This is a genomic window from Stenotrophomonas sp. YJH_SMC_101-4 (genome assembly GCF_059370395.1).
Window position 1 is genome coordinate 512,596 of the sequence record NZ_JCAFTP010000003.1, and the last position, 21,144, is coordinate 533,739.

18 protein-coding genes are annotated in these 21,144 nt (G+C 67.5%); 12 read left to right on the forward strand and 6 right to left on the reverse strand.

Annotated features, from left to right (window positions below):
• Nucleotides 1–33: 33 nt before the first annotated feature.
• Entirely contained in the window at nucleotides 34–1,518 is a 1,485-nt protein-coding gene (locus AC5P8D_RS13230) for a DUF4434 domain-containing protein (RefSeq protein ID WP_043397560.1), read from the forward strand.
• Nucleotides 1,519–1,523: 5 nt separating this feature from the next.
• Here AC5P8D_RS13230 and AC5P8D_RS13235 read toward each other — a convergent pair whose 3' ends face one another.
• Entirely contained in the window at nucleotides 1,524–1,988 is a 465-nt protein-coding gene (locus AC5P8D_RS13235) for a MarR family winged helix-turn-helix transcriptional regulator (protein WP_126560059.1), read from the reverse strand.
• 50 nt (nucleotides 1,989–2,038) lie between these two features.
• On the opposite strand from AC5P8D_RS13235, the gene AC5P8D_RS13240 reads away from it, so the two are divergent.
• From AC5P8D_RS13240 to AC5P8D_RS13250, 3 genes are all read left to right on the forward strand, one after another.
• Nucleotides 2,039–2,950: a S41 family peptidase gene (locus AC5P8D_RS13240; protein WP_495203398.1), complete on the forward strand. Its 912-nt coding sequence runs from the start codon at nucleotides 2,039–2,041 to the stop codon at nucleotides 2,948–2,950.
• A 98-nt stretch (nucleotides 2,951–3,048) separates the two neighbouring features.
• The gene (locus tag AC5P8D_RS13245; RefSeq protein WP_049480185.1) at nucleotides 3,049–3,942 is read left to right on the forward strand and encodes an NAD-dependent epimerase/dehydratase family protein; all 894 of its coding nucleotides are present in this window, start codon (nucleotides 3,049–3,051) and stop codon (nucleotides 3,940–3,942) included.
• A 209-nt stretch (nucleotides 3,943–4,151) separates the two neighbouring features.
• On the forward strand, nucleotides 4,152–6,683 hold the full coding sequence (locus tag AC5P8D_RS13250; RefSeq protein WP_495203399.1) for a methyl-accepting chemotaxis protein: 2,532 nt from the start codon (nucleotides 4,152–4,154) through the stop codon (nucleotides 6,681–6,683).
• 78 nt (nucleotides 6,684–6,761) lie between these two features.
• Here the strand turns inward: AC5P8D_RS13250 and AC5P8D_RS13255 are convergent, their stop codons facing one another.
• Nucleotides 6,762–7,148, reverse strand: coding sequence for a DUF2628 domain-containing protein (locus tag AC5P8D_RS13255; RefSeq protein WP_010481288.1), 387 nt, complete (start codon nucleotides 7,146–7,148; stop codon nucleotides 6,762–6,764).
• A gap of 213 nt (nucleotides 7,149–7,361) precedes the next feature.
• Between AC5P8D_RS13255 and AC5P8D_RS13260 the strand changes: the two genes are divergently transcribed.
• On the forward strand, nucleotides 7,362–7,532 hold the full coding sequence (locus AC5P8D_RS13260) for a hypothetical protein (protein ID WP_167345305.1): 171 nt from the start codon (nucleotides 7,362–7,364) through the stop codon (nucleotides 7,530–7,532).
• A gap of 60 nt (nucleotides 7,533–7,592) precedes the next feature.
• Here AC5P8D_RS13260 and AC5P8D_RS13265 read toward each other — a convergent pair whose 3' ends face one another.
• A complete protein-coding gene (locus AC5P8D_RS13265; protein ID WP_495203400.1) occupies nucleotides 7,593–9,644 on the reverse strand; it encodes a TonB-dependent receptor domain-containing protein in 2,052 nt (683 codons plus the stop codon).
• A 496-nt stretch (nucleotides 9,645–10,140) separates the two neighbouring features.
• Between AC5P8D_RS13265 and mdoH the strand changes: the two genes are divergently transcribed.
• From mdoH to hemC, 5 genes are all read left to right on the forward strand, one after another.
• Nucleotides 10,141–12,066 carry a glucans biosynthesis glucosyltransferase MdoH gene (gene mdoH / locus AC5P8D_RS13270; protein ID WP_495203401.1) on the forward strand — a complete coding sequence of 642 codons (1,926 nt, stop codon included), beginning with the start codon at nucleotides 10,141–10,143 and terminating at the stop codon, nucleotides 12,064–12,066.
• Between the two features lie 50 nt (nucleotides 12,067–12,116).
• Entirely contained in the window at nucleotides 12,117–12,776 is a 660-nt protein-coding gene (locus AC5P8D_RS13275; RefSeq protein WP_100050030.1) for an alpha/beta hydrolase, read from the forward strand.
• 3 nt (nucleotides 12,777–12,779) lie between these two features.
• Nucleotides 12,780–13,823, forward strand: a complete 1,044-nt coding sequence (locus AC5P8D_RS13280; RefSeq protein ID WP_043397582.1) for a sensor histidine kinase — start codon at nucleotides 12,780–12,782, stop codon at nucleotides 13,821–13,823.
• Nucleotides 13,824–13,833: 10 nt separating this feature from the next.
• Nucleotides 13,834–14,565 carry a LytR/AlgR family response regulator transcription factor gene (locus tag AC5P8D_RS13285; protein ID WP_010481294.1) on the forward strand — a complete coding sequence of 244 codons (732 nt, stop codon included), beginning with the start codon at nucleotides 13,834–13,836 and terminating at the stop codon, nucleotides 14,563–14,565.
• Nucleotides 14,566–15,113: 548 nt separating this feature from the next.
• Complete coding sequence (gene hemC, locus AC5P8D_RS13290) at nucleotides 15,114–16,025, forward strand: hydroxymethylbilane synthase (RefSeq protein WP_071305890.1); 912 nt, start codon at nucleotides 15,114–15,116, stop codon at nucleotides 16,023–16,025.
• A gap of 128 nt (nucleotides 16,026–16,153) precedes the next feature.
• On the opposite strand, the gene AC5P8D_RS13295 is transcribed toward hemC, so the two are convergent.
• Together AC5P8D_RS13295 and AC5P8D_RS13300 are read right to left on the reverse strand one after the other, a co-directional pair.
• On the reverse strand, nucleotides 16,154–16,930 hold the full coding sequence (locus tag AC5P8D_RS13295) for a DUF481 domain-containing protein (protein ID WP_010481298.1): 777 nt from the start codon (nucleotides 16,928–16,930) through the stop codon (nucleotides 16,154–16,156).
• A 107-nt stretch (nucleotides 16,931–17,037) separates the two neighbouring features.
• Nucleotides 17,038–17,640: a LolA family protein gene (locus tag AC5P8D_RS13300; protein WP_010481299.1), complete on the reverse strand. Its 603-nt coding sequence runs from the start codon at nucleotides 17,638–17,640 to the stop codon at nucleotides 17,038–17,040.
• Between the two features lie 81 nt (nucleotides 17,641–17,721).
• On the opposite strand from AC5P8D_RS13300, the gene AC5P8D_RS13305 reads away from it, so the two are divergent.
• Both AC5P8D_RS13305 and AC5P8D_RS13310 read left to right on the forward strand, forming a co-directional pair.
• Nucleotides 17,722–18,693, forward strand: a complete 972-nt coding sequence (locus AC5P8D_RS13305) for a helix-turn-helix transcriptional regulator (protein WP_010481302.1) — start codon at nucleotides 17,722–17,724, stop codon at nucleotides 18,691–18,693.
• A gap of 26 nt (nucleotides 18,694–18,719) precedes the next feature.
• Nucleotides 18,720–19,514, forward strand: a complete 795-nt coding sequence (locus AC5P8D_RS13310) for a MetQ/NlpA family ABC transporter substrate-binding protein (protein ID WP_010481303.1) — start codon at nucleotides 18,720–18,722, stop codon at nucleotides 19,512–19,514.
• A gap of 100 nt (nucleotides 19,515–19,614) precedes the next feature.
• Here the strand turns inward: AC5P8D_RS13310 and glpK are convergent, their stop codons facing one another.
• On the reverse strand, nucleotides 19,615–21,114 hold the full coding sequence (gene glpK, locus AC5P8D_RS13315) for a glycerol kinase GlpK (protein ID WP_100446779.1): 1,500 nt from the start codon (nucleotides 21,112–21,114) through the stop codon (nucleotides 19,615–19,617).
• Nucleotides 21,115–21,144 lie beyond the last annotated feature (30 nt).

Consider the following 21,144-nt stretch of genomic DNA (forward strand, 5'->3'; position numbering starts at 1 on the left):
GCCACTCGCCTGGCCACGACAGGGACGTAGAAGATGAACAGGATTGGATTGATCGCCTTGCTGGCGTGTGCCGGCTCCGTCCATGCAGGTAACCCGCTGTTGTCCGGCAGCTTCGTCCACGTCGGCTATTCGGCCACCGACGAACAGCTGCCAGCCGCGCAATTGCCGCTGTTCCTGGATGAACTGCAGGACCTCGGCAACGACACGATCATCCTCGGTCAGGTGCGTGCCACCCGTGCCGGCGTGGGATGCGCCAGCGGTGTGCAGGATTTCGAATGGATTGCCGGCTTTCCCGGCAAGCTCGGCACCGTGCTCGATGCGGCAGCCGCGCGCGGCATGAAGGTCGTGGTGGGCACCACCTACAGTTCGGGGCAGTGCGCCACCTTCTGGCAGGGCCAGAATGCAACGGCCGTGGCACAGGATGCGGCGCAGTCGCTGGCGCAGCTTGGCCAGCAGTACGGATCGCATCCGGCGTTCGCCGGCTGGTACATCACCGACGAGCCGGCACAGGTGCCGATTGATCGCGCGTCGTTCTATCGCGCGATCGTGACGGCGCTCAAAGGCAGTACACCCTCGCGGCCGGTGATGGTGGCACCCTACCTGGCGTCATCCAGCGTGGATCCGGCCAGCGTGGGCCGGGCTGCTGCACAGTTCCGCACCGCCACCGGCGTGGACGTGCAGATCTGGCAGGACGGCATCGGTGCTGCCTCGCATGCCCGATTGTTCCAGTGGGATCGCGCGGGTCATTCCACCGAGGCGTACTACGAGGCGCTGTCGGCGGCGCTGGGTGCCAGCGGCCTGTGGGCCGACATCGAACTGTTCAACCATGGCAGCCCCTTGTTCCTGGAGACCGGCAACGGGCTGTCCGGTGCCTATCGCTCCGCGTCGGTGCAGCGCATCAACCAGCAGTTGTGGAGTGCGCGTTCGGCCGGCAAGCGCGTTGCCTGGCTCAACCAGTACCACATGTCCGAGGTGGTCGGCCCCGGCCAGGGGTATGGCGAATCGCCGCGGATGATGAACACCTATCGCGGGTTGTATGGCCTCGGTGCGTCCTACAGTGTCGATCCGGTGCAGACCACCTACAGCTACAGCACGGCGCCGGACGCAAACTATCCCGACAGCACCGGGCATGAACTGTTCGATCGCCGGGTGGGGGATCCGCGCAACCCGATGGATGCCGGCTGGGTGGGCGTGCACGGCAATGTCAGCATCACCATCGACCTCGGCCAGCGCCGGCGGGTTGACTGGATCGGCCTGCACACGATGACCCGCCCGGCCTGGGGCATCGTCACGCCGACGTCGGTGGAGGTGATGTGCGCTGAGCCGGGCTCTGCCGCAACCCGCATCGGCGTGCTGTCGGCGCCATTCACCCAGGCCGGGCTGAGCGGTTCGACCGAAGAGGAATACGTGCTGGGCAATGCCGCGCCGCTGGCCGCGCAGTGCCGCACGCTGGAGCTGCGGTTGGCCAATGGCAGCTGGACCTTCCTCAGTGAAATCGAGATGGCAGCCGAACAGTAGGCGCCTCAGCGCTGGGGTGTGTCGCGCAGTCGCTGCGCGAACGGCCGCTGCTCAAGCGCCTGCAGTGCGTCGCGCAGCACCTGCTCCAACGACTGTCCAAGATCGGCATCGAGGCTGCGCGCCGCGCGAGCCGTGGCCTGCCACTGCGCCTGCAGCGCCGGCAGCGCCTGCAGTGCGCGCGGGCTCAACTGCAGGATGCGCTCACGGCTGTCTTCACCGACCGCAGCGTGCAGCCAGCCGTCGCGCACCATTGCTGAAACCGTCTGGCTGAGTGCCGAATGGCTGAGCCCGCAGGCCACTGCGAGGTCCTTGATGCGGCAGGGGCCCTGCGCCATCAGCGTGCGCAGCACCGGGGTGTAGCGCGGCCGGTAGTCCAGCTTCAGGTCGCGGTAGGCCTGCTCGACCGCCGGGTCGAGCTGGTCGAGCAGGGCCCGCAGCAGCGTTCCCAGGGAGGCATGTTGGAGATCCATGGTCGCGATGATATATAAGCACTTACATATCATCAACGTGGAGTGCGGTCATGGTGGTTTCGTGGATGCTGGGCGCGCTGCTGGCGGCGTCCTGCCCGGCCCAGGACGCGGTGCTGCAGGCGGCGGCCAAGGCGATACAGGCGCAGTACCTGGACGTGGCCGAAGGCGCGCGCATTGCCGAGGTGGTGCGCGGCTGGTCCGCCCAGCAGCGCTATGCGGACAGCTGCGCGGACCCCAAGGCGTTCAGCGCACGCCTGAACCAGGACCTGGACGTGTTCGATGGCCACTTCCATGTCGAGCGGGTGGATGCCAGCGCCGGCCTGGATGACTGGCTGATGGCCTGGCGCGCGGATGCACGCAGCAATGGTGCGGGCGTGCGCGAGGTGCGGGTGCTGGAAGGCAACATCGGCTACCTGCGCCTGAGCACCTTCTATCCGCTCGATCTGGCCCGGCCGAAGCTGGCCGCGGCCTTCACCCTTCTGGCCGACACCGATGGCCTGGTGCTCGATCTGCGCCAGAACGGGGGGGGTGATGACGGCAGTGCGGACCTGCTGGTGCGGACCCTGCTGGCGGCGGAGATCACCCAGGTGCAGTCACTGCAACAACGTGGCCAACGCAGTCCGGTACCGTTGCCACCGGCGAGCCTGGGGCTGTACCTGAAGCCGCTGGTGGTGCTGATCGACCGCCGCACCGGCTCGGCCGCCGAATTCGTCGCGTACTCGCTGCAGGCGCAGGGGCGGGCACGTGTCGTTGGGAGTCGAAGTGGCGGCGCGGCACATATGTTCGATGATCCTGTGCTGCTGCCGGAGGGCTATCAGATCAGCATTCCCGACCGGCAGCCGATCAACCTTCGTACCGGAACCAACTGGGAACGTACCGGGGTCACGCCTGATGCGGCAGGCGGTGACGATCCGCTGTTCGTCGCCCGGCAGCTGCTGGCCCGATCGGCATCGCCAAAATGAACGCACAATTGCAACCGCGCCCTATCGCAGACGACATGCAGCGTGCCTAGAATCGAAGCATCCCGGTAGTTCCCGGGCGCTTCGAGTGAATGGACTCAATGAAGATTCTGTTGACCGGCAGTTCCGGGCGGATCGGGCGTGCGATCTTCGGCGCGCTGGCGGCGGCCCACGAAGTGGTGGGGCTGGATCGCAGCCCATTTGCCACCACCCGCATCATTGCCGATGTCACCGATCGTCAGGCCGTGACGCGGGCGGTGCAGGGGGTCGATGCGGTGATCCATACCGCCGCCCTGCACGCACCTCATGTCGGCCTGGTGCCGGATGCGGTATTCCAGCAGATCAATGTGGAGGCGACCGCACACCTGTTGCAGGCTGCCCGCGAGGCCGGTGCACGCCGCTTCGTGCTGACCAGCACCACGGCGCTGTATGGCCATGCGGTAGTGGCGGGCGGATGCCGCTGGATCGATGAAGATACCGAGCCGTTGCCGCGCACGATCTACCATCGCAGCAAGCTGCAGGCAGAGGCGTTGGCCGAAGCCGCTGCGGCACCGGGCTTCAGCGTGCGCGTGCTGCGCATGGCCCGCTGCTTCCCCGAGCCACCGGAGCGGATGGCGATGTTCCGCCTGCACCGCGGCATCGACGCGCGCGACGTGGCCAGTGCACATGCCGCGCTGCTGCACGATGAGGGCGCTGCCTTCGCACGCTATATTGCCTGCGCACCGACACCGTTCCTGCGCGAGGATTGCCTGGAACTGGCGACCCAGCCCCGCCGGGTGCTGGCCCGCCGCGCCCCGCTGCTGCTGGCCGAGTTCGAGCGCCGCGGCTGGCCGCTGCCGTTGAGCATCGACCGCGTCTACGACAGTGCACTGATGCGCAGCACACTGGGCTGGCAGCCGCGCTTCGGCCCGGACGACGTGCTGCAGCAGTACGCGGCTGGCAGCATCGAAGTGCTGCCTCGGGCGCAGTGGATCAAGGATCGGGTTGCCGAATAGGACGGAACGGGGCGGGTTCCTGACCCGACCCTGAGCAGGTTCAGGAATGTGCAGGCGGAGCGTCTCAACCTCGTTCGCAGGCGGCCGCTAACCCGGTGCGCTTCCTGCGCCGGGCGGGTCCCGGCGGCCGGTGGCCTGCGCGACGGATCGCGCACCTGCGCGGTGCCCTCGCGGTGCCGGTCGTCCTGAACTGCCTTGCGGACCCTTCCATGCCTTCTCCCCGTTCCGCCGCTGCCCGCCGCCCGGGCAGCATCGCCCACAAGCTGATGCTGGGCACCGCTGCGATCGCGCTGCTGTGCTTCGGCCTGACCGCGTTCCTGATCTACCGCCAGGCCAGCGCCAGCCTGATCGATGCCTCGCGCCAGACCATGGCCAGCGAAGCCACCGCCGAAGCCCGCCAGGTCGCGGCGGATCTGGGCACCGCCTTTGCAAGCAACGACGCCATGGTCGAGGCCGTGCTCGCCCAGCGTGCGCGGGGTGACGCGCCTGATCGCGCCAGCCTGGCGGCCGTGCTGGGCGAGCAGCTGCGCAGCCATCCAGAATGGCTGGGCAAGAGCACCATGTGGGAAGCCGACGCCTTCGATGGCAAGGATGCCGAGTTCGCCAATGCCGAGATGCACGATGCCAGTGGCCGCTACATGAGCTACTGGGCCTGGCATGACGGCAAGCCACAGCAGTCGACCATGACCGACTACACCGAAGCCGCTGACGGCTCGGCCGACTGGTACGTGGTGCCCAGCCGCGACAAGCTGCCCAAGGTCAGTGAACCTTATGCCTACGACATCGCCGGCCAGCAGGTGCTGATGAGCACGCTGAGCACTCCGATCATCGAAAACGGCACGTTCCTCGGTGTGTTCACCGTGGACTTCTCGCTGGCGGCGCTGCAGAAGCACCTGGCCACGCTGAAGCCGATGGGCGCCGGGCGCGTTGAACTGCTCTCGCCGAACGGCGTGGTGCTGGCTTCGGCGAACGCCGCCGAGATCGGCAAGCCGCGCAACGACGCATTGACCCGCAGCATGCTGGCCGACATCGCCGCCGACCGCCGGTTCGAAGCCTTCACTCCGGATGCGGCAGGCAACGTGCGCGTGTACGTGCCGCTGCGCGTGGGCGATGCGCCGCAGCGCTTCGCGCTGGGCGTGGTGATGCCACACGCGGTGATCGTGGCCGAGGCGCGCCAGCTGCTGTGGCTGACCCTGCTGGTTGGCGTGGTAGCCGCGCTGACGCTGAGTGTGGGTGTCTATGTGCTGCTGCGCCGGTTGGCGATCCGCCCACTGGCCGAAGCCGTGCGCGTGGCCGGCGACGTCGCCGCAGGCAAGCTGGACAGCACCCTGCCGGCACGCAGCAACGACGAAGTGGGCCGCCTGCTGGAAGCGATGCAGGGCATGCGGGGTCAGCTGCAGTCGGTGATGGCGGCGCAGGCGGAGATGGCGCGTCGCCATGACGCCGGCGAAATCAGCTACCGCATGGACGCTGCGGCGTTCCCGGGCGAGTACGGCCGGATGGTGGCCGACAGCAACCAGCTGGTGGCCTCCAGCAACGCCGTCACCCAGCGTCTGGTCGACGTGATGCAGCGTTATGCGGTGGGTGACCTGAGCGTGGACATGGAAGCGCTGCCGGGCGAGAAGGCGGTGTTCACCGCTGCGATGGCCACCACCAAGAGCAACCTGGCGGCGATCAACGATCAGATCCAGCAGCTGGCCGCCGCCGCCGCCGCCGGCGACTTCGCGGTGCGCGGCGACACGCTGCGCTTCGACCACGACTTCCGCCGCATGGTGGAAACCCTCAACACCATGATGCAGGTCAGCGACCACAACCTGGCCGAGCTGTCGACGCTGCTGCGCGCGATCGCCGCAGGCGATCTCAGCGCACGCATGCACGGCGACTTCCACGGTGTGTTCGCGGTGATGCGCGACGATGCCAACAGCACCGTGCAGCAGCTGACCCAGATCGTCGGCCAGATCCAGCAGTCGGCGGCCAGCATCCGCCTGGCGGCGGGTGAGATTGCCGCGGGCAACAGTGACCTGTCGCGCCGTACCGAGCAGCAGGCAGCGAACCTGGAAGAGACCGCGGCCTCGATGGAGGAGCTGACCTCCACGGTGCGCCAGAATGCCGACCACGCGCTGCAGGCCAACACCCTGGCCGGCTCCGCAGCGGGTGTGGCCAGCGAAGGCGGGCAGGTGGTCAGCCAGGTGGTGCAGACCATGGAGCAGATCGAGGCCTCGTCGCAGCGCATTGCGGAGATCATTTCGGTGATCGACGGCATCGCGTTCCAGACCAACATCCTGGCGCTGAACGCGGCGGTGGAAGCGGCGCGTGCCGGCGAACAGGGACGTGGATTCGCCGTGGTCGCCAGCGAAGTGCGCGCGCTGGCCCAGCGCTCGGCAGGTGCGGCGAAGGAGATCAAGGAGCTGATCGACGCCTCGGTGGCGCAGGTCGGTGCCGGTGCGCAGCTGGTGCACGGCGCGGGCCGCACCATGCAGGAAATCGTTGGCCAGGTCGGTCGAGTGAACGAGATCATGGCCGAGATCTCGGCGGCCTCTCGCGAGCAGTCGGCGGGCATCGAGCAGGTCAACCAGACCGTGGTGCAGATGGACGAGACCACCCAGCAGAACGCCGCGCTGGTGGAGGAAGCCAGTGCCGCCGCGCGTGCGATGGAAGAACAGGCCGAGCAGCTGGCGGTGGCGGTCTCGCGCTTCCGCCTGCAGGCCGAGCCGGTGGCCACGGCTCGCCGCGCGGCCTGATCCCGCAAACGAAGACGCCCGGCGGGGGCCGGGCGTCGATTGCATCCTTGCCGCGCATCCCTGCGCAGTTCTGAGGGCTCAGAACATGCCTTCAAACGGGTTCCAGCTGGTGCGTCCTTCCACCTTCTCCAGGTAGTAGCTGTAGTTGGTGCTGGAGGCGACGAGCAGGTTCATGGCGATGAACAGCATGCGCCCCACCACGTCCGGAAGGAACATGGTGATGATGGCGAGCACGATGTTGATGCCGATCAACACCAGTGCCTTGCGCCACATGCCCAGGATCAACAGGTAGATGGCGCCGAAGAACAACGCAAAGAAGTTCAGGTTGATCTTCAGGCGGTCGCCGAAGGACAGCGCCTTCCAGGCCTGCTTGAAGCCGGGATTCTTGGGGGCGCCGTGCTGGCGGAAGAAGTTGAAGCGGAACTGCCACTTCGGGCTGAACTGGGACAGGTCAGTGGTATTCATGGGAAACATCCCTGTTGGAAAACGTTTTCATGATAGGACAAGTCCTATTCAGGATCCAAGCTTCGGCGTCAAAAATGTGACGCCCGCCTTGTTCCTTGTGGTGCGGCGGGGCGCCGCACCGTCACCCATCCGCCTTGTTTTTAGGATAGGGTGCGCAGTTCCGCTGCTGCCCCAGCTGAACCCGGGTGGCGGCGGGATGTCCATGGAGGTTGCATGACCACACCTGCTACACCGGAAAACGCACCGGGACCGGTGCTCCTGCCGACACCTGAAGTGGTGCAGGCTCAACAACTGCTCGCACGCCAGCAACTGGCGGTAGCGATGGACCGTGCACGCACGGCCGCTACGCAGAACGCGGCCGCGGCGGCGCTGGAAAGCGAGTAATCCGCAACACCGCCGATCGCGCTGGCGTGCTGCCAGCGCGATCGCGGCGCGCGCGGCCGGTCAGAACCGCGCGGTCATGCTCATGAAGTAGCTGCGCCCGGCCACGAAGTAGTCGGTGGAGCCTTCGGCATACAGCTTCTTGTCGGCCAGGTTGCTGACGCCGCCACGCAGGGTCAGTACCTCGTTGACGTTCCAGGCCGCGGTCAGGTCATACAACGTGTAGGCCTTGAGGAAGGTCGTCGCCGTGCCGGTCTGCTTGCCGGTGTACTGCGCCGACAGGCTGCTGGAAAACACCGTACTGGGCGTCCAGTCCAGCGACGAATAGCCAGAGAATTCCGGAGTATCGATCAGGTTGCGGCCGGTGGTCAGGTTCTTGGCTTCCTTCATCCAGGTCGCCGAGGTGCGCCAGCGCCAGTGCTCGCCGAAGCGGAAATTGAGGTTGCCTTCCATGCCGCTGGTGCGTGCGCGCTGCACGTTGCTCATGCGCGTCCACCAGATGCCGTTGAAGTTGCCCAGGGGCGCGTACTCGATCTTGTTCCTGAAGTCGGTATGGAAGTAGGTCAGGCCCGCATCGACCAGGTCGTTGTCGAAGCTGATGCCGATCTCGCGGTTGGTGCTGGTTTCCGGGTCCAGGTCCGGGTTGCCGGCCATGTAGCAGCCGCCGCGGGTATAGCCCAGCGGGATCAGCGAGGTGCAGCCTCGGCCGCCGGACTGGGTGGCGGCGGTGGCCGAATTCTCGGTCAGGCTGGGTGCGCGGAAGCCTTTGGAAACGCCACCGCGGATGGTCCATTGCTCGGCCGGATGCCAGACCAGGTAGGCACGCGGGCTGACGTGGCCGCCGAACTTCTCATGGTGATCCAGGCGTGCGCCGAGGGTCAGCGCCAAGGTGCGGTGCAGCTTCAGTTCGTCTTCGACGAACAGGGCCCAGGTATCCACTTCCAGATCGGAGCCGCTGACGGCATTGCCGGCATAGTCGATCGGCGCGCGGCCGATGGTGTCGGTGTTGGTCAGTTCCTGGCGCTTCCATTGGCCGCCCACGGCGAACTGGTGTTCAACCCCCAGGGTGAAGGGCGTGGTCAGGCTGCCCTCGATGATCGTATCGGTGGCTTCGGAGCGGCCTGTGGCACCGATGTCGTTCTTGTACTCGGTCCAGTACGCACTGATCTTCGAGTTGCCGAAGCTCCACTTGCCGTCGTGGTTGAGCGCCAGCGAACTGCGCTTGAGTTCGCTGGCACCCCAGGCGCCTTCGTCCTGCTTCTCCAGCGAGGCATCGATGAAGGCCTGCTGCACGCCATGGCCGGCTTCCAGCGACAGTTCCTGCGCATCGCTGAGCTTCCACTGCAGCAGCGCGTCGACGTTGCGGTCCTTCTCGCCGGCGTAGGCGTTGCCGTAGACACCGCCGTTGGAGCGGTCCGAGTCGCGGCGCATGCTGTTGGCACCGATACGCAGGCCGAAGCGCTCGCCGAGCGGGCCGGAGAAGGTCGCACCGATCTGCTGGGTATCACCGCGCTTGTCATCGCCGGGGCGGGTATAGCTGTGCGTTGCGCTGCCGCTCCAGTCATCGCCGATGCGCCGGGTGATGATGTTGATCACGCCGCCCATGGCGTCGGAGCCGTACAGCGACGACATCGGTCCGCGCACCACTTCGATGCGCTCGATCTGGTCGGGCGAGATCCAGTTCAGATCCTGGCGGCCGAGGTCGGGGCGGTAGTTGGTCGAGGCCGAGCTGCCCATGCGCTTGCCGTCCACCAGCACCAGCGTGTAATTGGACGGCATGCCGCGCAGCTTGATCTTGGACTGCTCGCCGACCGCACTGAGGCCACCGGTCACGCCCGGCACGCGGCTGAGCAGGGTGGCCAGGTCGTGCACCGGCTGGCGCTCGATGTCCTCGCGGCTGATCACGCTGATGCTGGCCGGCGCATCCTTGATCCATTGCTGGTTGCCCGAGGCGGTGACCACCACGGTATCCAGATCCTTTGTGGAGGCATCGGCGCTGGCCTCTGCGGCGGCCAGGCCGGGCAGGGCCAGCAGGCAGGCGGTGGCCAGGGCACTGGCCAGGCGGGTGCGCAGCAGGCGCGCGGAACGGGAACGGGAACGGAACAGCTGGGACATGACGGCTTCCATCGGATGAGGGGGACCGGATGGAAGCAACGGGCGCAAGCAGACAAGCAGGCAGGCCCCCCTTCCATGGGTCGTTGGGCGCGCGGCTCGAACCGGCGCAGCTGGGTGGGTCTCGGCCGTGCGGAAGACGGTGACCTGCCTGGTTAATGAAATGATAACCGTTCGCGTTTGTTACGATCCAGTACCTGGGGCGACCAAGTGACATACGTACCCATGCCCCGGCACTCGCCTGCTGTTTGCTGAATGGGGATAAATCCCGGCGTAGACCTTCGCACTCGGCTTACATCCGGCGCCCTAGACTGAGCCGCATTTTCGATTCCGCCCCGTTGGAGATCGTGTGGGTTCCGGTAGTGACAGACAGCGACTGCGTGGCGTGAGGCCGACGCAGCCAGGACAAGTGCGGGCGCCGGGAAAGCGCGCCGGGAACCTTGGTGCATGCAGCCCGGCCGGGATGGCCGGCCGTGCCGACTGCGCGGAGTAGGCGGCAATGGGGGTGCAGACCATCCGTGCGGAAGCAGATACGTCCCGGCGTGATGCCGGCTGGACGCTGCTGCCGGCCGAATCGCCATTGCAGATGCCCGAGCAGACCCTGCGCGAAGGCCAACTGAAGGTTCGCCGCCACCGCACCTCGCCGCGTCTGATCGGCCTGCGCCGGTTCTACATCTTCGGCGGCACGCTGGCGATGACTGCCATCGCCACCCGGATGATGTGGCGGGTGCTGTCGGCCAATGGCATCAGCGTGCTCGAAGCCTGCCTGCTGGTCCTGTTTGTCGGCCTGTTCGCCTGGATCGCGCTGTCTTTCGCCAGTGCAGTGGCCGGCTTCCTGACTGCCGTGTTCGACCGGGGTTACCGCCTCGGCATCGACCCGGACAAGCCGCTGCCGACGGTGCACAGCCGCACCGCGCTGCTGATGCCGACCTACAACGAAGACCCGCGCCGGCTGCTGGCCGGCCTGCAGGCGATCTACGAGTCGGTGGCCGCCACCGGCCAGCTCGACCGGTTCGACTTCTTCGTGCTCAGTGATACCCGCCGCGAAGACATCGCACGGGCCGAGGAGCAGGTGTTCGCCGAACTGCGCGAGCGCGTGCCCGATGGCCAGGCGCGGCTGTTCTACCGCCGCCGTGGCGACAACAGCGGGCGCAAGGCCGGCAACATCGCCGACTGGGTCCGTCGCTTCGGCGGCGCCTACCCGCAGATGCTGATCCTCGACGCCGACAGCCTGATGACCGGCGACAGCATCGTGCGCCTGGTCGCGGGCATGGAACACAACGCCGATGTCGGCTTGATCCAGACCCTGCCGTCGGTGATCGGTGGGCGCACCCTGTTCGCGCGCATGCAGCAGTTCGGCGGCCGCGTGTACGGTCCGGTGATCGCCCGCGGCGTGGCCTGGTGGCACGGTGCCGAGAGCAATTACTGGGGCCACAACGCCATCATCCGCACCCGCGCCTTTGCCGATCAGGCCGGGCTGCCGGCGCTGCCGGGGCGCAAGCCGTTCGGTGGCCACGTCCTCAGCCATGACTTCGTCGAAGCGGCGCTGATGCGTCGTGGCGGCTGGGCCGCGCACATGGTGCCGTACCTGGGGGGCAGCTATGAAGAAGGTCCGCCGACGCTGACCGACCTGCTGGTGCGCGACCGCCGCTGGTGCCAGGGCAACCTGCAGCACGGCAAGGTGGTCGGCAGCCGCGGCCTGCACTGGATCAGCCGCATGCACATGCTGATCGGCATCGGTCATTACTTCACCGCGCCGATGTGGGCGATGCTGATGCTGATCGGCATCGCCATCCCGCTGTTCCAGGAAGGCATCGATTTCAACGCCCTGCTGCACCTGTCGCCGAGCGTGTACTGGCGGGCCCAGGACGAGCAGCAGGTGGTGCGCCTGTTCGCGGCGACCATGGCGGTGCTGCTGCTGCCCAAGGTGCTGGGTTACCTGGCGATGCTGCTGGACCCGGTCGACCGCCGCGGCTGCGGTGGTGCGATCCGCGCGTTCGTCTCGATGCTGGTGGAAACCGTATTGGCGGCACTGATGGCACCGGTGGTGATGTACGTGCAGTCGCGCGGCGTGGCCGAAGTGCTGTCCGGCCGCGATTCCGGCTGGGACGCACAGCAGCGCGACGATGGCGGCATCTCGTGGTTGGCGCTGATCCGCGGCTACGGCGGCCTGGGCGTGTTCGGTGCCTTCATGGGCGTGCTGGCCTGGGCGGTATCGCCCTCGCTGGCCGCGTGGATGGCGCCGGTGGTGATCGGCATGGTGCTGGCGGTACCGGTGGTGGCGCTGACGTCTTCGCGCGGCCCGGGTGCCTTCCTGCATCGCCTCGGCCTGCTCGATATTCCCGAGGAGAACATCCCGCCGCCGGTGCTGGTACGCGCCGCGCAGCTGCGACGGGAAGCCGCCGAACAACCGACGCTGTACTGATCGTCCCGCGGCAGCGGCATAATGCGGCTCGAACTTGAAGGAGCCGCATCATGCTGCAAACGGTGGAACAGGAAACCGGCGCCTCGCCGCAGTGGTCGGTGATCTGGCTGCACGGCCTCGGCGCCGACGGCCACGACTTCGCACCGATCGTGCCGGAGCTGGTGCGTCCGCATTGGCCGGCGCTGCGCTTCGTGTTCCCGCATGCACCGGTGCGGCCGATCACGATCAACAACGGCGTGCCGATGCGTGGCTGGTACGACATCGTCGGCATGGATTTCCGTTCGCGCGCCGACATGGCCGGCGTGCAGGAATCGGTGGTGCAGCTGGATGCGCTGATTGCGCGGGAGGTCGAGCGCGGCATCGCGCCGGAGAAGATCTTCCTGGCCGGCTTCTCGCAGGGGGGCGCGATCATCCTGACCGCCGCGCTGTCACGCACCGCGCCACTGGCTGGCCTGATCGCACTGTCCACCTACCTGCCGGAAGCCGAGAGCGCCAAGCGCGTTGACGGAGCGGTGCAGGTGCCGGTGTTCATGGCCCATGGCAGCAGCGACCCGGTGATTCCGCAGGCGGTGGCCGTACACAGCGCGCAGGCCCTGCAGGCACTGGGCCTGGAGGTGGAATGGCACAGCTACCCGATGGCCCACCAGGTCTGCGCCGAAGAGATCCAGGCGCTGGGTGACTGGTTGCAGGAACGCCTGGGCGCTGCCTGAGCCATGTCACCGGCCAGCGCCCCGCCCTGGATGCCGGAACTGTGCCGCCTGCCGCGGCTGGCGGCGATGCTCGGCCTGGCCGAACTGGTGGTGGTGGTGCTGGCCCTGGCCCCGGATGGCAGCCGCCACTGGACCGTGGGCGAACTGCTGTCGGCCAGTGGTTTCGCGCTGTGGCTGGCGCTGGCCGTAACGGCCAGCCTGTGCCTGCTGCGGAACGCGTTGTCGAGGTTGCCACAGGTCCTGGGGGCGGTCTCGGCCATCGCACTGGCGACGCTGATCGCGGTGGTCTGCGCGGGCATCGTGCATGCCCTGTACGCGGTGCTTGGCGACAACTTCGCCCGCGGCATCAGCTTCTGGCGCTTCACGCTGGGCAGCGCCGCGACGACGGCGCTGATCACGGCGTTGGCCCTGCGCTACTTCTATGTGAGTGATCGCTGGGCCGCGCAGGTACAGGCCAACGCACGCGCACAGGCCGACGCGCTGCAGGCGCGGATCCGCCCGCATTTCCTGTTCAACAGCATGAACCTGATCGCCAGCCTGCTGCATCGCGACCCGGTGGTGGCCGAGCGGGCGGTGCTGGACCTGTCCGATCTGTTCCGTGCCGCGCTGGGGGCGGGCGAGGGCGATTCCACCCTGCGTGACGAATGCGAGCTGGCCGAGCGCTATCTGTCGATCGAATCACTTCGACTGGGCGAGCGCCTGCAGGTGAGCTGGCAACGCGACGAGCCACTGCCCTGGGATCTTCCCCTGCCTCGCCTGGTACTGCAGCCGCTGGTGGAGAACGCAGTGCTGCATGGCATCTCGCGGCTGCCCGAGGGTGGGACCATCGAGCTGCAGCTGGCGCGCGAGGGCAATGAGCTGCAGATCCGCGTGCGTAATCCGGCGCCCGATCCGCAGGCCCCCGGGCTGGCCCTGGCGCGCGGTGCCGGCCATGCCCAGCACAGCATCGGCCATCGGCTGGCCTGGCGCTTCGGCAGCGCCGCGCGGATGACGGCTGGCTGGAGCGAGGGCTACTATGCCTGCCAGGTGACAGTGCCGATCCAGTGAGGGAGCGATCGTGAGGGTAGTCATCGCCGATGACGAACCGCTGGCGCGCGAGCGCCTGCGCAGCCTGTTGGCCGCGCAGGACGGCGTGGATGTGGTGGCCGAGGCCGGCAACGGCGAGCAGGCCCTGCACGCGTGCGCGGAGCTGCAGCCGGACCTGGTCCTGCTGGATATCGCCATGCCCGGGCTGGATGGGCTGGAAGCGGCCCGCCACCTGGCCAGCTTCGAGCCACGCCCGGCGGTGGTGTTCTGCACTGCCTACGACGCGCATGCACTGTCGGCCTTCGAAGCGGCAGCGATCGATTACCTGATGAAGCCGGTGCGTGCCGAGCGCCTGGCTGCAGCGATCGCACGCGCACGCACGTTCCTGGCCGGCCGCGACGGCCAGCCGCAGGACCACCGCGGGCAGCAGGCCCGCAGCATGCTGTGCGCGCGCCTGCGCGGCAGCCTGCGCCTGATTCCGCTGGACGACATCCACTACCTGCAGGCCGAAGAGAAGTACGTGGTGGTGCACCACGCACGCGGCGAAGACCTGATCGAGGAGTCGCTGAAGTCGCTGGAGGAGGAGTTCGCCAGCCGCTTCATCCGCATCCATCGCAACTGCCTGGTGGCACGCCATGAGCTGGTGGAGCTGCGTCGAGGCACGGGCGGCCAGGTGCAGGCGATGCTGCGCCATGGCAAGCAGCCGCTGGAAGTCAGCCGCCGCTGCGTGGCGACGTTGAAGCAGGAATTGCGGCATCTGTGAGTGTTCCGCGCGGCCTGCGGCCGCGACTGCTTCGACAGCAACAGCAACAGCAACAGCGGGTCATGGCTCGGTGTTTCTACGTGCTGGGTCGGGCCGGGGTGGGGTGGCGGGACACGCCGTAAACCCATCCATGGGGGCTCGATGGCGCCATCCATGGCGCCAACGGTCCCGCCACCCCACCCCGGCCCAACCCTCTCGCGGTCCACTGCGTCGGACGGCAAAGGCATTGTTGTTATCGGGCGGGAAAGAGGGGTCAGATCCCTTTTCCTGCGGAAAAGGGATCTGACCCCGGCAGCTGCCGGCTGTTGCTTTTGCTTCTGCTCTTTTTTTGATCTTCCGTGGCTGACGCACACGGAAACTGTCAGAGGCCGGGCGGGGTGGGCTGCGCAGGGGCGTGAGCCGCATGGATGCGGCGACCGAGCTTACATGGACGTACTTGCAGCGACCCCTGCGCAGCCCACCCCGACCGGCCAAGCCCAGCTGCTGCTTCAAGCCACGAGGGGCTCCGCCGTTGGCCGTATCCGCGCCGAAGGCGCGATAATGACCGGATGGAAACCGTCCGCATCGCCACCCGCAAGAGCCCGCTCGCCCTCTGGCAGAGCGAACACGTCGCCGACCGCCTGCGCCAGGCCCACCCCGGCCTGCATGTGGAACTGGTGCCGATGAGCACCCGCGGTGACGAGGTGCTCGACCGTTCGCTGGCCGCGATTGGTGGCAAGGGCCTGTTCCTGAAGGAACTGGAGCTGGCCATGCTGCGTGGCGAGGCCGACTGCGCCGTGCATTCGCTGAAGGATGTGCCGATGGAACTGGACGCGCCGTTCGCGTTGCCGGCAATGCTGACCCGCCACGATCCCGCCGATGGCTTCGTCTCCAATCTGTACGCTTCGCTGGACGCGCTGCCGATCGGCGCGCGGGTCGGTACCTCGTCGCTGCGTCGTCAGGCCCAGCTGCGCGCGCTGCGCCCGGACCTGGAGCTGCTGGACCTGCGCGGCAACGTCAACACCCGCCTGGCCAAGCTCGACAACGGCGGCTACGACGCCATCGTGCTGGCCGTGGCCGGCCTGGAGCGTCTGGGCCTGGGCGGGCGCATCGTCGCGCGCCTGCAACCGCCGCAGTGGCTGCCGGCCCCGGCGCAGGGCGCGGTGGCAGTGGAGTGCGATGGCGGCAATGCGCGCCTGATGGCGTTGTTCGCCCCGCTTGATGACACGGCCACGCGTGCCTGCGTGGAAGCCGAGCGAGCGATGAACCGTGCGTTGCATGGCAGTTGCCATGTACCGGTTGCGGCCATCGCGCAGTGGCAGGGTGACGACCTGCACCTGCAGGGGCTGGTTGGCAGCGCCAGCGATGGCCGTGCGGTGCGTGCCGAGGCGGTGGGCCCGGCCAATGCCCCGGAAGCGCTGGGCCAGCGCGTGGCGAAGCTGCTGCTGGACGATGGCGCCGGCGAACTGCTGAACGCCTGAGCCCCGATGTCTGTAGAGCCGAGCCATGCTCGGCTGCTCTTCGCCGGGAAAATCCCGGGCTTCGCGCTCAAGTCGAGCATGGCTCAACTCTACAAAAACGAAACGGGCGCCCTCGGCGCCCGTTCTGCTTATTTGAACTTGTAGACCACGTTCATCGTGGTCAGCGTATCGGTCTTGCGCTTGTCCTCGGCCACGTCACTGTTGTAACGCGCCTGCCAGCCGGCCTTCAGCGCCAGATGCTCGTTCATGCTCACCGAAACCCCGAAGTCGTTCTGGCCGAAGGTGTTGTAGGAACCCGATTCGACCAGCAGGGTGTTGACCAGGTCGGTGTTGTCGGTCAGCGAGTACTTCATGTCGAACAGGCCGCGGCCGATCATGCCGGTGCGGGTGCGGTCGTCCTCGGTGCTGTGGGTGCGGCGCACACCGGGGCCGATCTGTGCGTCGAACGAGAAACGCTCGGTGTTCCACAGGCGGGTGCCGTAACCCAGACCGAACGAGCTCTGGCGGTCGTAGGTGGCGAAGTCATCGCGCTCGGTACGCACCGTGGCCGTCAGCTGGCGGTGCTCGCCCAGCTGCAGCGCGCTGCCGGCACTGCCGGTGTAGCGGTTGGCGGTGGTGTTGTTGCGGCGGCTGGTGGAGCCGTCGTCACGGGTCTCGATCACCTTGGAGCTGGAACGCAGGCCGGCCAGGTCCATGCTGTGCACCCAGTCGCCATCGGTGTAGCGCAGGCGCAGGCGGCCGTTGAAGCTCTCGGTGCTGCTGTTGCCGCGTGCCGAAGCGAAGCCGAGCTCGCCGCCACTGCCGCTCCACGGCGAGGACATCGCCGCCAGTTCGGAGGCATCCTGCGCATACGCGAGCGGTGCGCACAGCAGCAGGGGGATCAGCAGGGACACGCGCAGGGACATCGGGGCTTCTCCGAAGCGGTTGACAGCCGGTGATGATACTGGAAGCGTGATGGCGGTCCGAATCGATCCAAACGGTTTCTTCAGCAGACGTTGCCGCGATCGCCTATTCAGGGCAGATCGACGCGCAATGCCGGGTCGTTGAAGCGCGAATAGCGCAGGCGCAGCTGGAAGCTGCGGCCATTGCTGCTGCCGCTGCGGACGATCTGCCGCGGCAGGCCCTGCGCGTCCACCCAGTACTCCAGGCGTTCGCCGGGCTGCGCGCCACGCAGGCGGTAGTGACGCGTCTCGACCCCGTCCAGCGACTGGCTGCCCAGGTCTTCGGCCTGCAGATCGGCAGGCAGGGCATCGGCCGGCAGCGGGTTGCGCCATTGCTCGAGCAGACCCGGTGGGGTCGGCACCTGCCGGATCGCGTCGTCGGCCTGCAGGAACATGGTGTCGCCGATGATCGTCTGCGGACCGGCCGGGGTCTGCACCCGGAAGCGGTCGGGGGCGACGAAGTCCATGGCGCTGCGCACCGGCTGCGGTGCACCCAGCACCTCCAGTTCGGCGTGGAAGCTGCGCAGGGCCGAGAAGCGCTGGCTGGCGCCCAGTACCGCCTGCGCCGGATCCGCCGCAGGCACGGGCGCGTCGGTGCTGGCCGGCGCGGGGGCGCGATCACAGGCGGCCAGCAGCAGGCAGGCCAGCAGGGACAGGGCAGGCAACCGGCGCATCGGGTGTTCCAGAGGGGTGGGGGCGACCACGATAGCCCAAACGTCCCACACAAGACCCGCGACTCGGACATAATCGGGGGTATGGACCGATACGAACGCATCACCGCCCTGCATCGTCTGCTCAAGTCCGCACGCTATCCGGTGACGGTGGCGACCCTGCAGGACAAGCTCGGTTGCTCCCGTGCCACCGTCTACCGCGATCTGGCCTTCCTGCGCGACGCGCTGATGGCACCGATCGAGGGCGACGGCGAGGCCGGCTTCCGTTACCAGGCCGACGAGAGCGACCGCTTCGAGCTGCCCGGCCTGTGGCTGAGCTCGGAGGAACTGCATGCCCTGCTGGCCTCGCAGCACCTGCTGGCGCGGACCGGCGGCGGCGTGCTGTCCTCGGTGCTGGCACCTCTGCAGCAGCGCATCGAGAGCCTGCTGGCAGCCCAGGCTGGTGTTTCCAGCTGGCCGGTGGACCGCGTGCGGGTAATTCCGCACCGTGGCCGCAAGTTCGATGAAGGCAGCTTCCGCAGCGTGGCTTCGGCGGTGCTGGAGCGCCGCCAGCTGGCGTTCGAGTACCGCGCCCGCTCCACCGACGAGCCGACCAAGCGCACCGTTTCGCCGCAGCGCCTGACCCACTACCGCGACAACTGGTACCTGGATGCCTGGGACCATGACCGCGAGGCGCTGCGCAGCTTTGCCGTGGATCGCATCCACAAGGCGCGGGTGATCGACAGCACCGCCCGCGACGTGGCCGACAGCGAACTGGACGAGCAGCTGGGGGCCAGCTACGGCATCTTCTCCGGCGCGCCGAAGGGCTGGGCGACCATCCTGTTCAGCGCCAAGGCCGCGCGCTGGGTGGCCGACGAGCACTGGCATTCCAAGCAGCAGGGCCGCTTCCTGGCCGACGGCCGCTATGAACTGAAGGTGCCGTACAGTGTCTCGCGCGAGCTGCTGATGGACGTGCTGCACTACGGCTCGGATGCCGAGATCGTCGAACCGGTGATGCTGCGCGAGCAGGCCAAGGCGCTGCTTGAGCTCGCCCTGAGCAACTACGACAACTCCTGACACTCCCCCCGAGAACCCTCCCGCCCATGAAGAAGACCCTGTTGCTGCCCCTGCTCGCCGCTGCGCTGGCCCTGACCGCCTGCGGCACGTCCGGCGAGCCCTCGCAGAAGCTGGTGGTGGCCGCCACGGCCGTGCCGCATGCCGAGATCCTTGAAGTGGTCAAGCCGATCCTCAAGCAGGAAGGCGTGGATCTGGACGTGCGCGTATTCAACGACTACGTGCAGCCCAACGACCAGCTGGTGCAGAAGCAGGTGGACGCCAACTACTTCCAGACCGAGCCTTACCTGGACGCCTACAACCGCGACCGCAAGACCGATCTGGTGAAGGTGATCGGCGTGCACATCGAGCCGTTCGGTGCGTACTCGCGCAAGATCAAGTCGCTGGCCGAGCTGCGCGAAGGCGCCGACGTGGTGATCCCGAACGACCCGAGCAACAACAGCCGCGCGCTGATCCTGCTGCACAAGGCCGGCGTGATCGAGCTGAAGGATCCGACCAACGCGCTGTCGACCCTGCGTGACATCACCGCCAATCCGAAGAACCTGAAGTTCCGCGAGCTGGACTCGGCGATGCTGCCGCGCGTGCTGGACCAGGTCGACCTGGCCCTGATCAACACCAACTACGCGCTGGACGCCGGCCTCAACCCGACCAAGGATGCACTGGCGATCGAAAGCAAGGACTCGCCGTACGTGAACTTCCTGGTCGCGCGCCCGGACAACAAGGACGACGCCCGCGTGCAGAAGCTGGCCAAGGCCCTGACCAGCCCGCAGGTGAAGGCCTTCATCGAGACCAAGTACAAGGGCGCGGTGCTGCCGGCGTTCTGATTGCCGGCGCCAATGTCCCTGTAGAGCCGAGCCCATGCTCGGCTCTGCTTTTTTGCGGCACCCCACCAACGGCAGCCGAGCATGGCTCGGCTCTACAAAGTCAGTCGACGTGGAAGGCGAGGGTGGCGGCAACGGCCTGCTGCCATCCTGCATACAGTTTTTCACGCCGGACCTCGTCCATCTGTGGCTCGAAGCGCCGGTCCAGGCCCCACTGCGCGGCGATCTGCTCGCGGCTGGACCAGAACCCCACCGCCAGCCCGGCCAGGTAGGCCGCGCCCAGTGCGGTGGTCTCGGTCAGCCGCGGCCGCAGCAGTGGCACCCCAAGGATGTCGGCCTGGAAGCCGGCCAGGAAGTCGTTGCCGATCGCGCCGCCATCGGCGCGCAGTTCGGTCAGCGCGATACCGGCATCGGACTGCATCGCATCGAGCACGTCGCGGGTCTGGTAGGCCATCGCTTCCAGCGCCGCGCGCACGAAGTGCGCCTTGCGGGTGCCACGGGTCAGGCCGAACATCGCACCGCGCACATCACTGCGCCAGTACGGCGCCCCCAGGCCGACGAAGGCGGGAACCAGATAGACGCCGCTGCTGTCGGGCACCTGCGCGGCCAGCGCCTGGCTGTCACTGGCGCGCTCGATCATCCGCAGGCCGTCGCGCAGCCACTGCACCACCGAGCCGGCGATGAAGATCGAACCTTCCAGCGCATATTCCACGCGGCCATCCAGGCCCCAGGCGATGGTGGTCAGCAGGCCGTTGCGCGAACGCACCGCCTGCGTGCCGGTGTGCATCAGCATGAAGCAGCCGGTGCCATAGGTGTTCTTGACCATGCCCGGCTGGAAGCAGGCCTGGCCGAACAACGCCGCCTGCTGGTCACCGGCGATGCCGGCGATCGGGATCGGGTGGTCGAAGAAGAACTGCGGCCGGGTGTGCGCATACACCGAACTGGAATCGCGCACCTGAGGCAGCATCGCGCGCGGGATGTCCAGCAGCGCCAGCAGGTCGTCATCCCAGTCCAGCGTGTGGATGTTGAACAGCAGGGTGCGCGCGGCATTGCTGTAATCGGTCACGTGCGCCTGGCCACCGCTGAGGTTCCACACCAGCCAGCTGTCGATGGTGCCGAACAGCAGTTCGCCGCGCTCGGCGCGCTGCTGCGCGCCCTCCACGTGATCAAGAATCCAACGCACCTTGGTGGCGGAGAAATAGGCGTCGATCAGTAGACCGGTACGCTCGCGGATCAGCGCTTCATGCCCGTCGGACTTCAGCCGCTCGCAGATGGCGTGGCTCTGCCGCGACTGCCAGACGATGGCATTGTGGATCGGCTGGCCGGTGGCACGGTCCCAGACCACGGTGGTTTCGCGCTGGTTGGTGATGCCCAGCGCGGCGATATGGCGCGGGTCGATCTGCCCGCGGCTGAGCAGTTCGGTCAGCGTGGCATAGACGCTCGTGAGGATCTCGCGCGGGTCATGCTCGACCCAGCCGGGCTGCGGGAAGATCTGCGCGAACTCGCGCTGCGCACTGCCGACGATGTCGCCGGCACGGTCGAACAGGATCGCGCGCGAACTGGTGGTGCCCTGGTCGATGGCCAGCACGTAGCGGGGCGTCATGCAGCGTCTCCGGTAGCGATGGGGAGATCC

Coding starts and splice junctions, on each gene's coding strand:
- AC5P8D_RS13230 (WP_043397560.1), top strand. CDS start 34: ATGAACAGGATTGGATTGATCGCCTTGCTGGCGTGTGCCGGCTCCGTC.
- AC5P8D_RS13235 (WP_126560059.1), bottom strand. CDS start 1,988: ATGGATCTCCAACATGCCTCCCTGGGAACGCTGCTGCGGGCCCTGCTC.
- AC5P8D_RS13240 (WP_495203398.1), top strand. CDS start 2,039: ATGGTGGTTTCGTGGATGCTGGGCGCGCTGCTGGCGGCGTCCTGCCCG.
- AC5P8D_RS13245 (WP_049480185.1), top strand. CDS start 3,049: ATGAAGATTCTGTTGACCGGCAGTTCCGGGCGGATCGGGCGTGCGATC.
- AC5P8D_RS13250 (WP_495203399.1), top strand. CDS start 4,152: ATGCCTTCTCCCCGTTCCGCCGCTGCCCGCCGCCCGGGCAGCATCGCC.
- AC5P8D_RS13255 (WP_010481288.1), bottom strand. CDS start 7,148: ATGAATACCACTGACCTGTCCCAGTTCAGCCCGAAGTGGCAGTTCCGC.
- AC5P8D_RS13260 (WP_167345305.1), top strand. CDS start 7,362: ATGACCACACCTGCTACACCGGAAAACGCACCGGGACCGGTGCTCCTG.
- AC5P8D_RS13265 (WP_495203400.1), bottom strand. CDS start 9,644: ATGTCCCAGCTGTTCCGTTCCCGTTCCCGTTCCGCGCGCCTGCTGCGC.
- mdoH (WP_495203401.1), top strand. CDS start 10,141: ATGGGGGTGCAGACCATCCGTGCGGAAGCAGATACGTCCCGGCGTGAT.
- AC5P8D_RS13275 (WP_100050030.1), top strand. CDS start 12,117: ATGCTGCAAACGGTGGAACAGGAAACCGGCGCCTCGCCGCAGTGGTCG.
- AC5P8D_RS13280 (WP_043397582.1), top strand. CDS start 12,780: ATGTCACCGGCCAGCGCCCCGCCCTGGATGCCGGAACTGTGCCGCCTG.
- hemC (WP_071305890.1), top strand. CDS start 15,114: ATGGAAACCGTCCGCATCGCCACCCGCAAGAGCCCGCTCGCCCTCTGG.
- AC5P8D_RS13295 (WP_010481298.1), bottom strand. CDS start 16,930: ATGTCCCTGCGCGTGTCCCTGCTGATCCCCCTGCTGCTGTGCGCACCG.
- AC5P8D_RS13300 (WP_010481299.1), bottom strand. CDS start 17,640: ATGCGCCGGTTGCCTGCCCTGTCCCTGCTGGCCTGCCTGCTGCTGGCC.
- AC5P8D_RS13305 (WP_010481302.1), top strand. CDS start 17,722: ATGGACCGATACGAACGCATCACCGCCCTGCATCGTCTGCTCAAGTCC.
- AC5P8D_RS13310 (WP_010481303.1), top strand. CDS start 18,720: ATGAAGAAGACCCTGTTGCTGCCCCTGCTCGCCGCTGCGCTGGCCCTG.
- glpK (WP_100446779.1), bottom strand. CDS start 21,114: ATGACGCCCCGCTACGTGCTGGCCATCGACCAGGGCACCACCAGTTCG.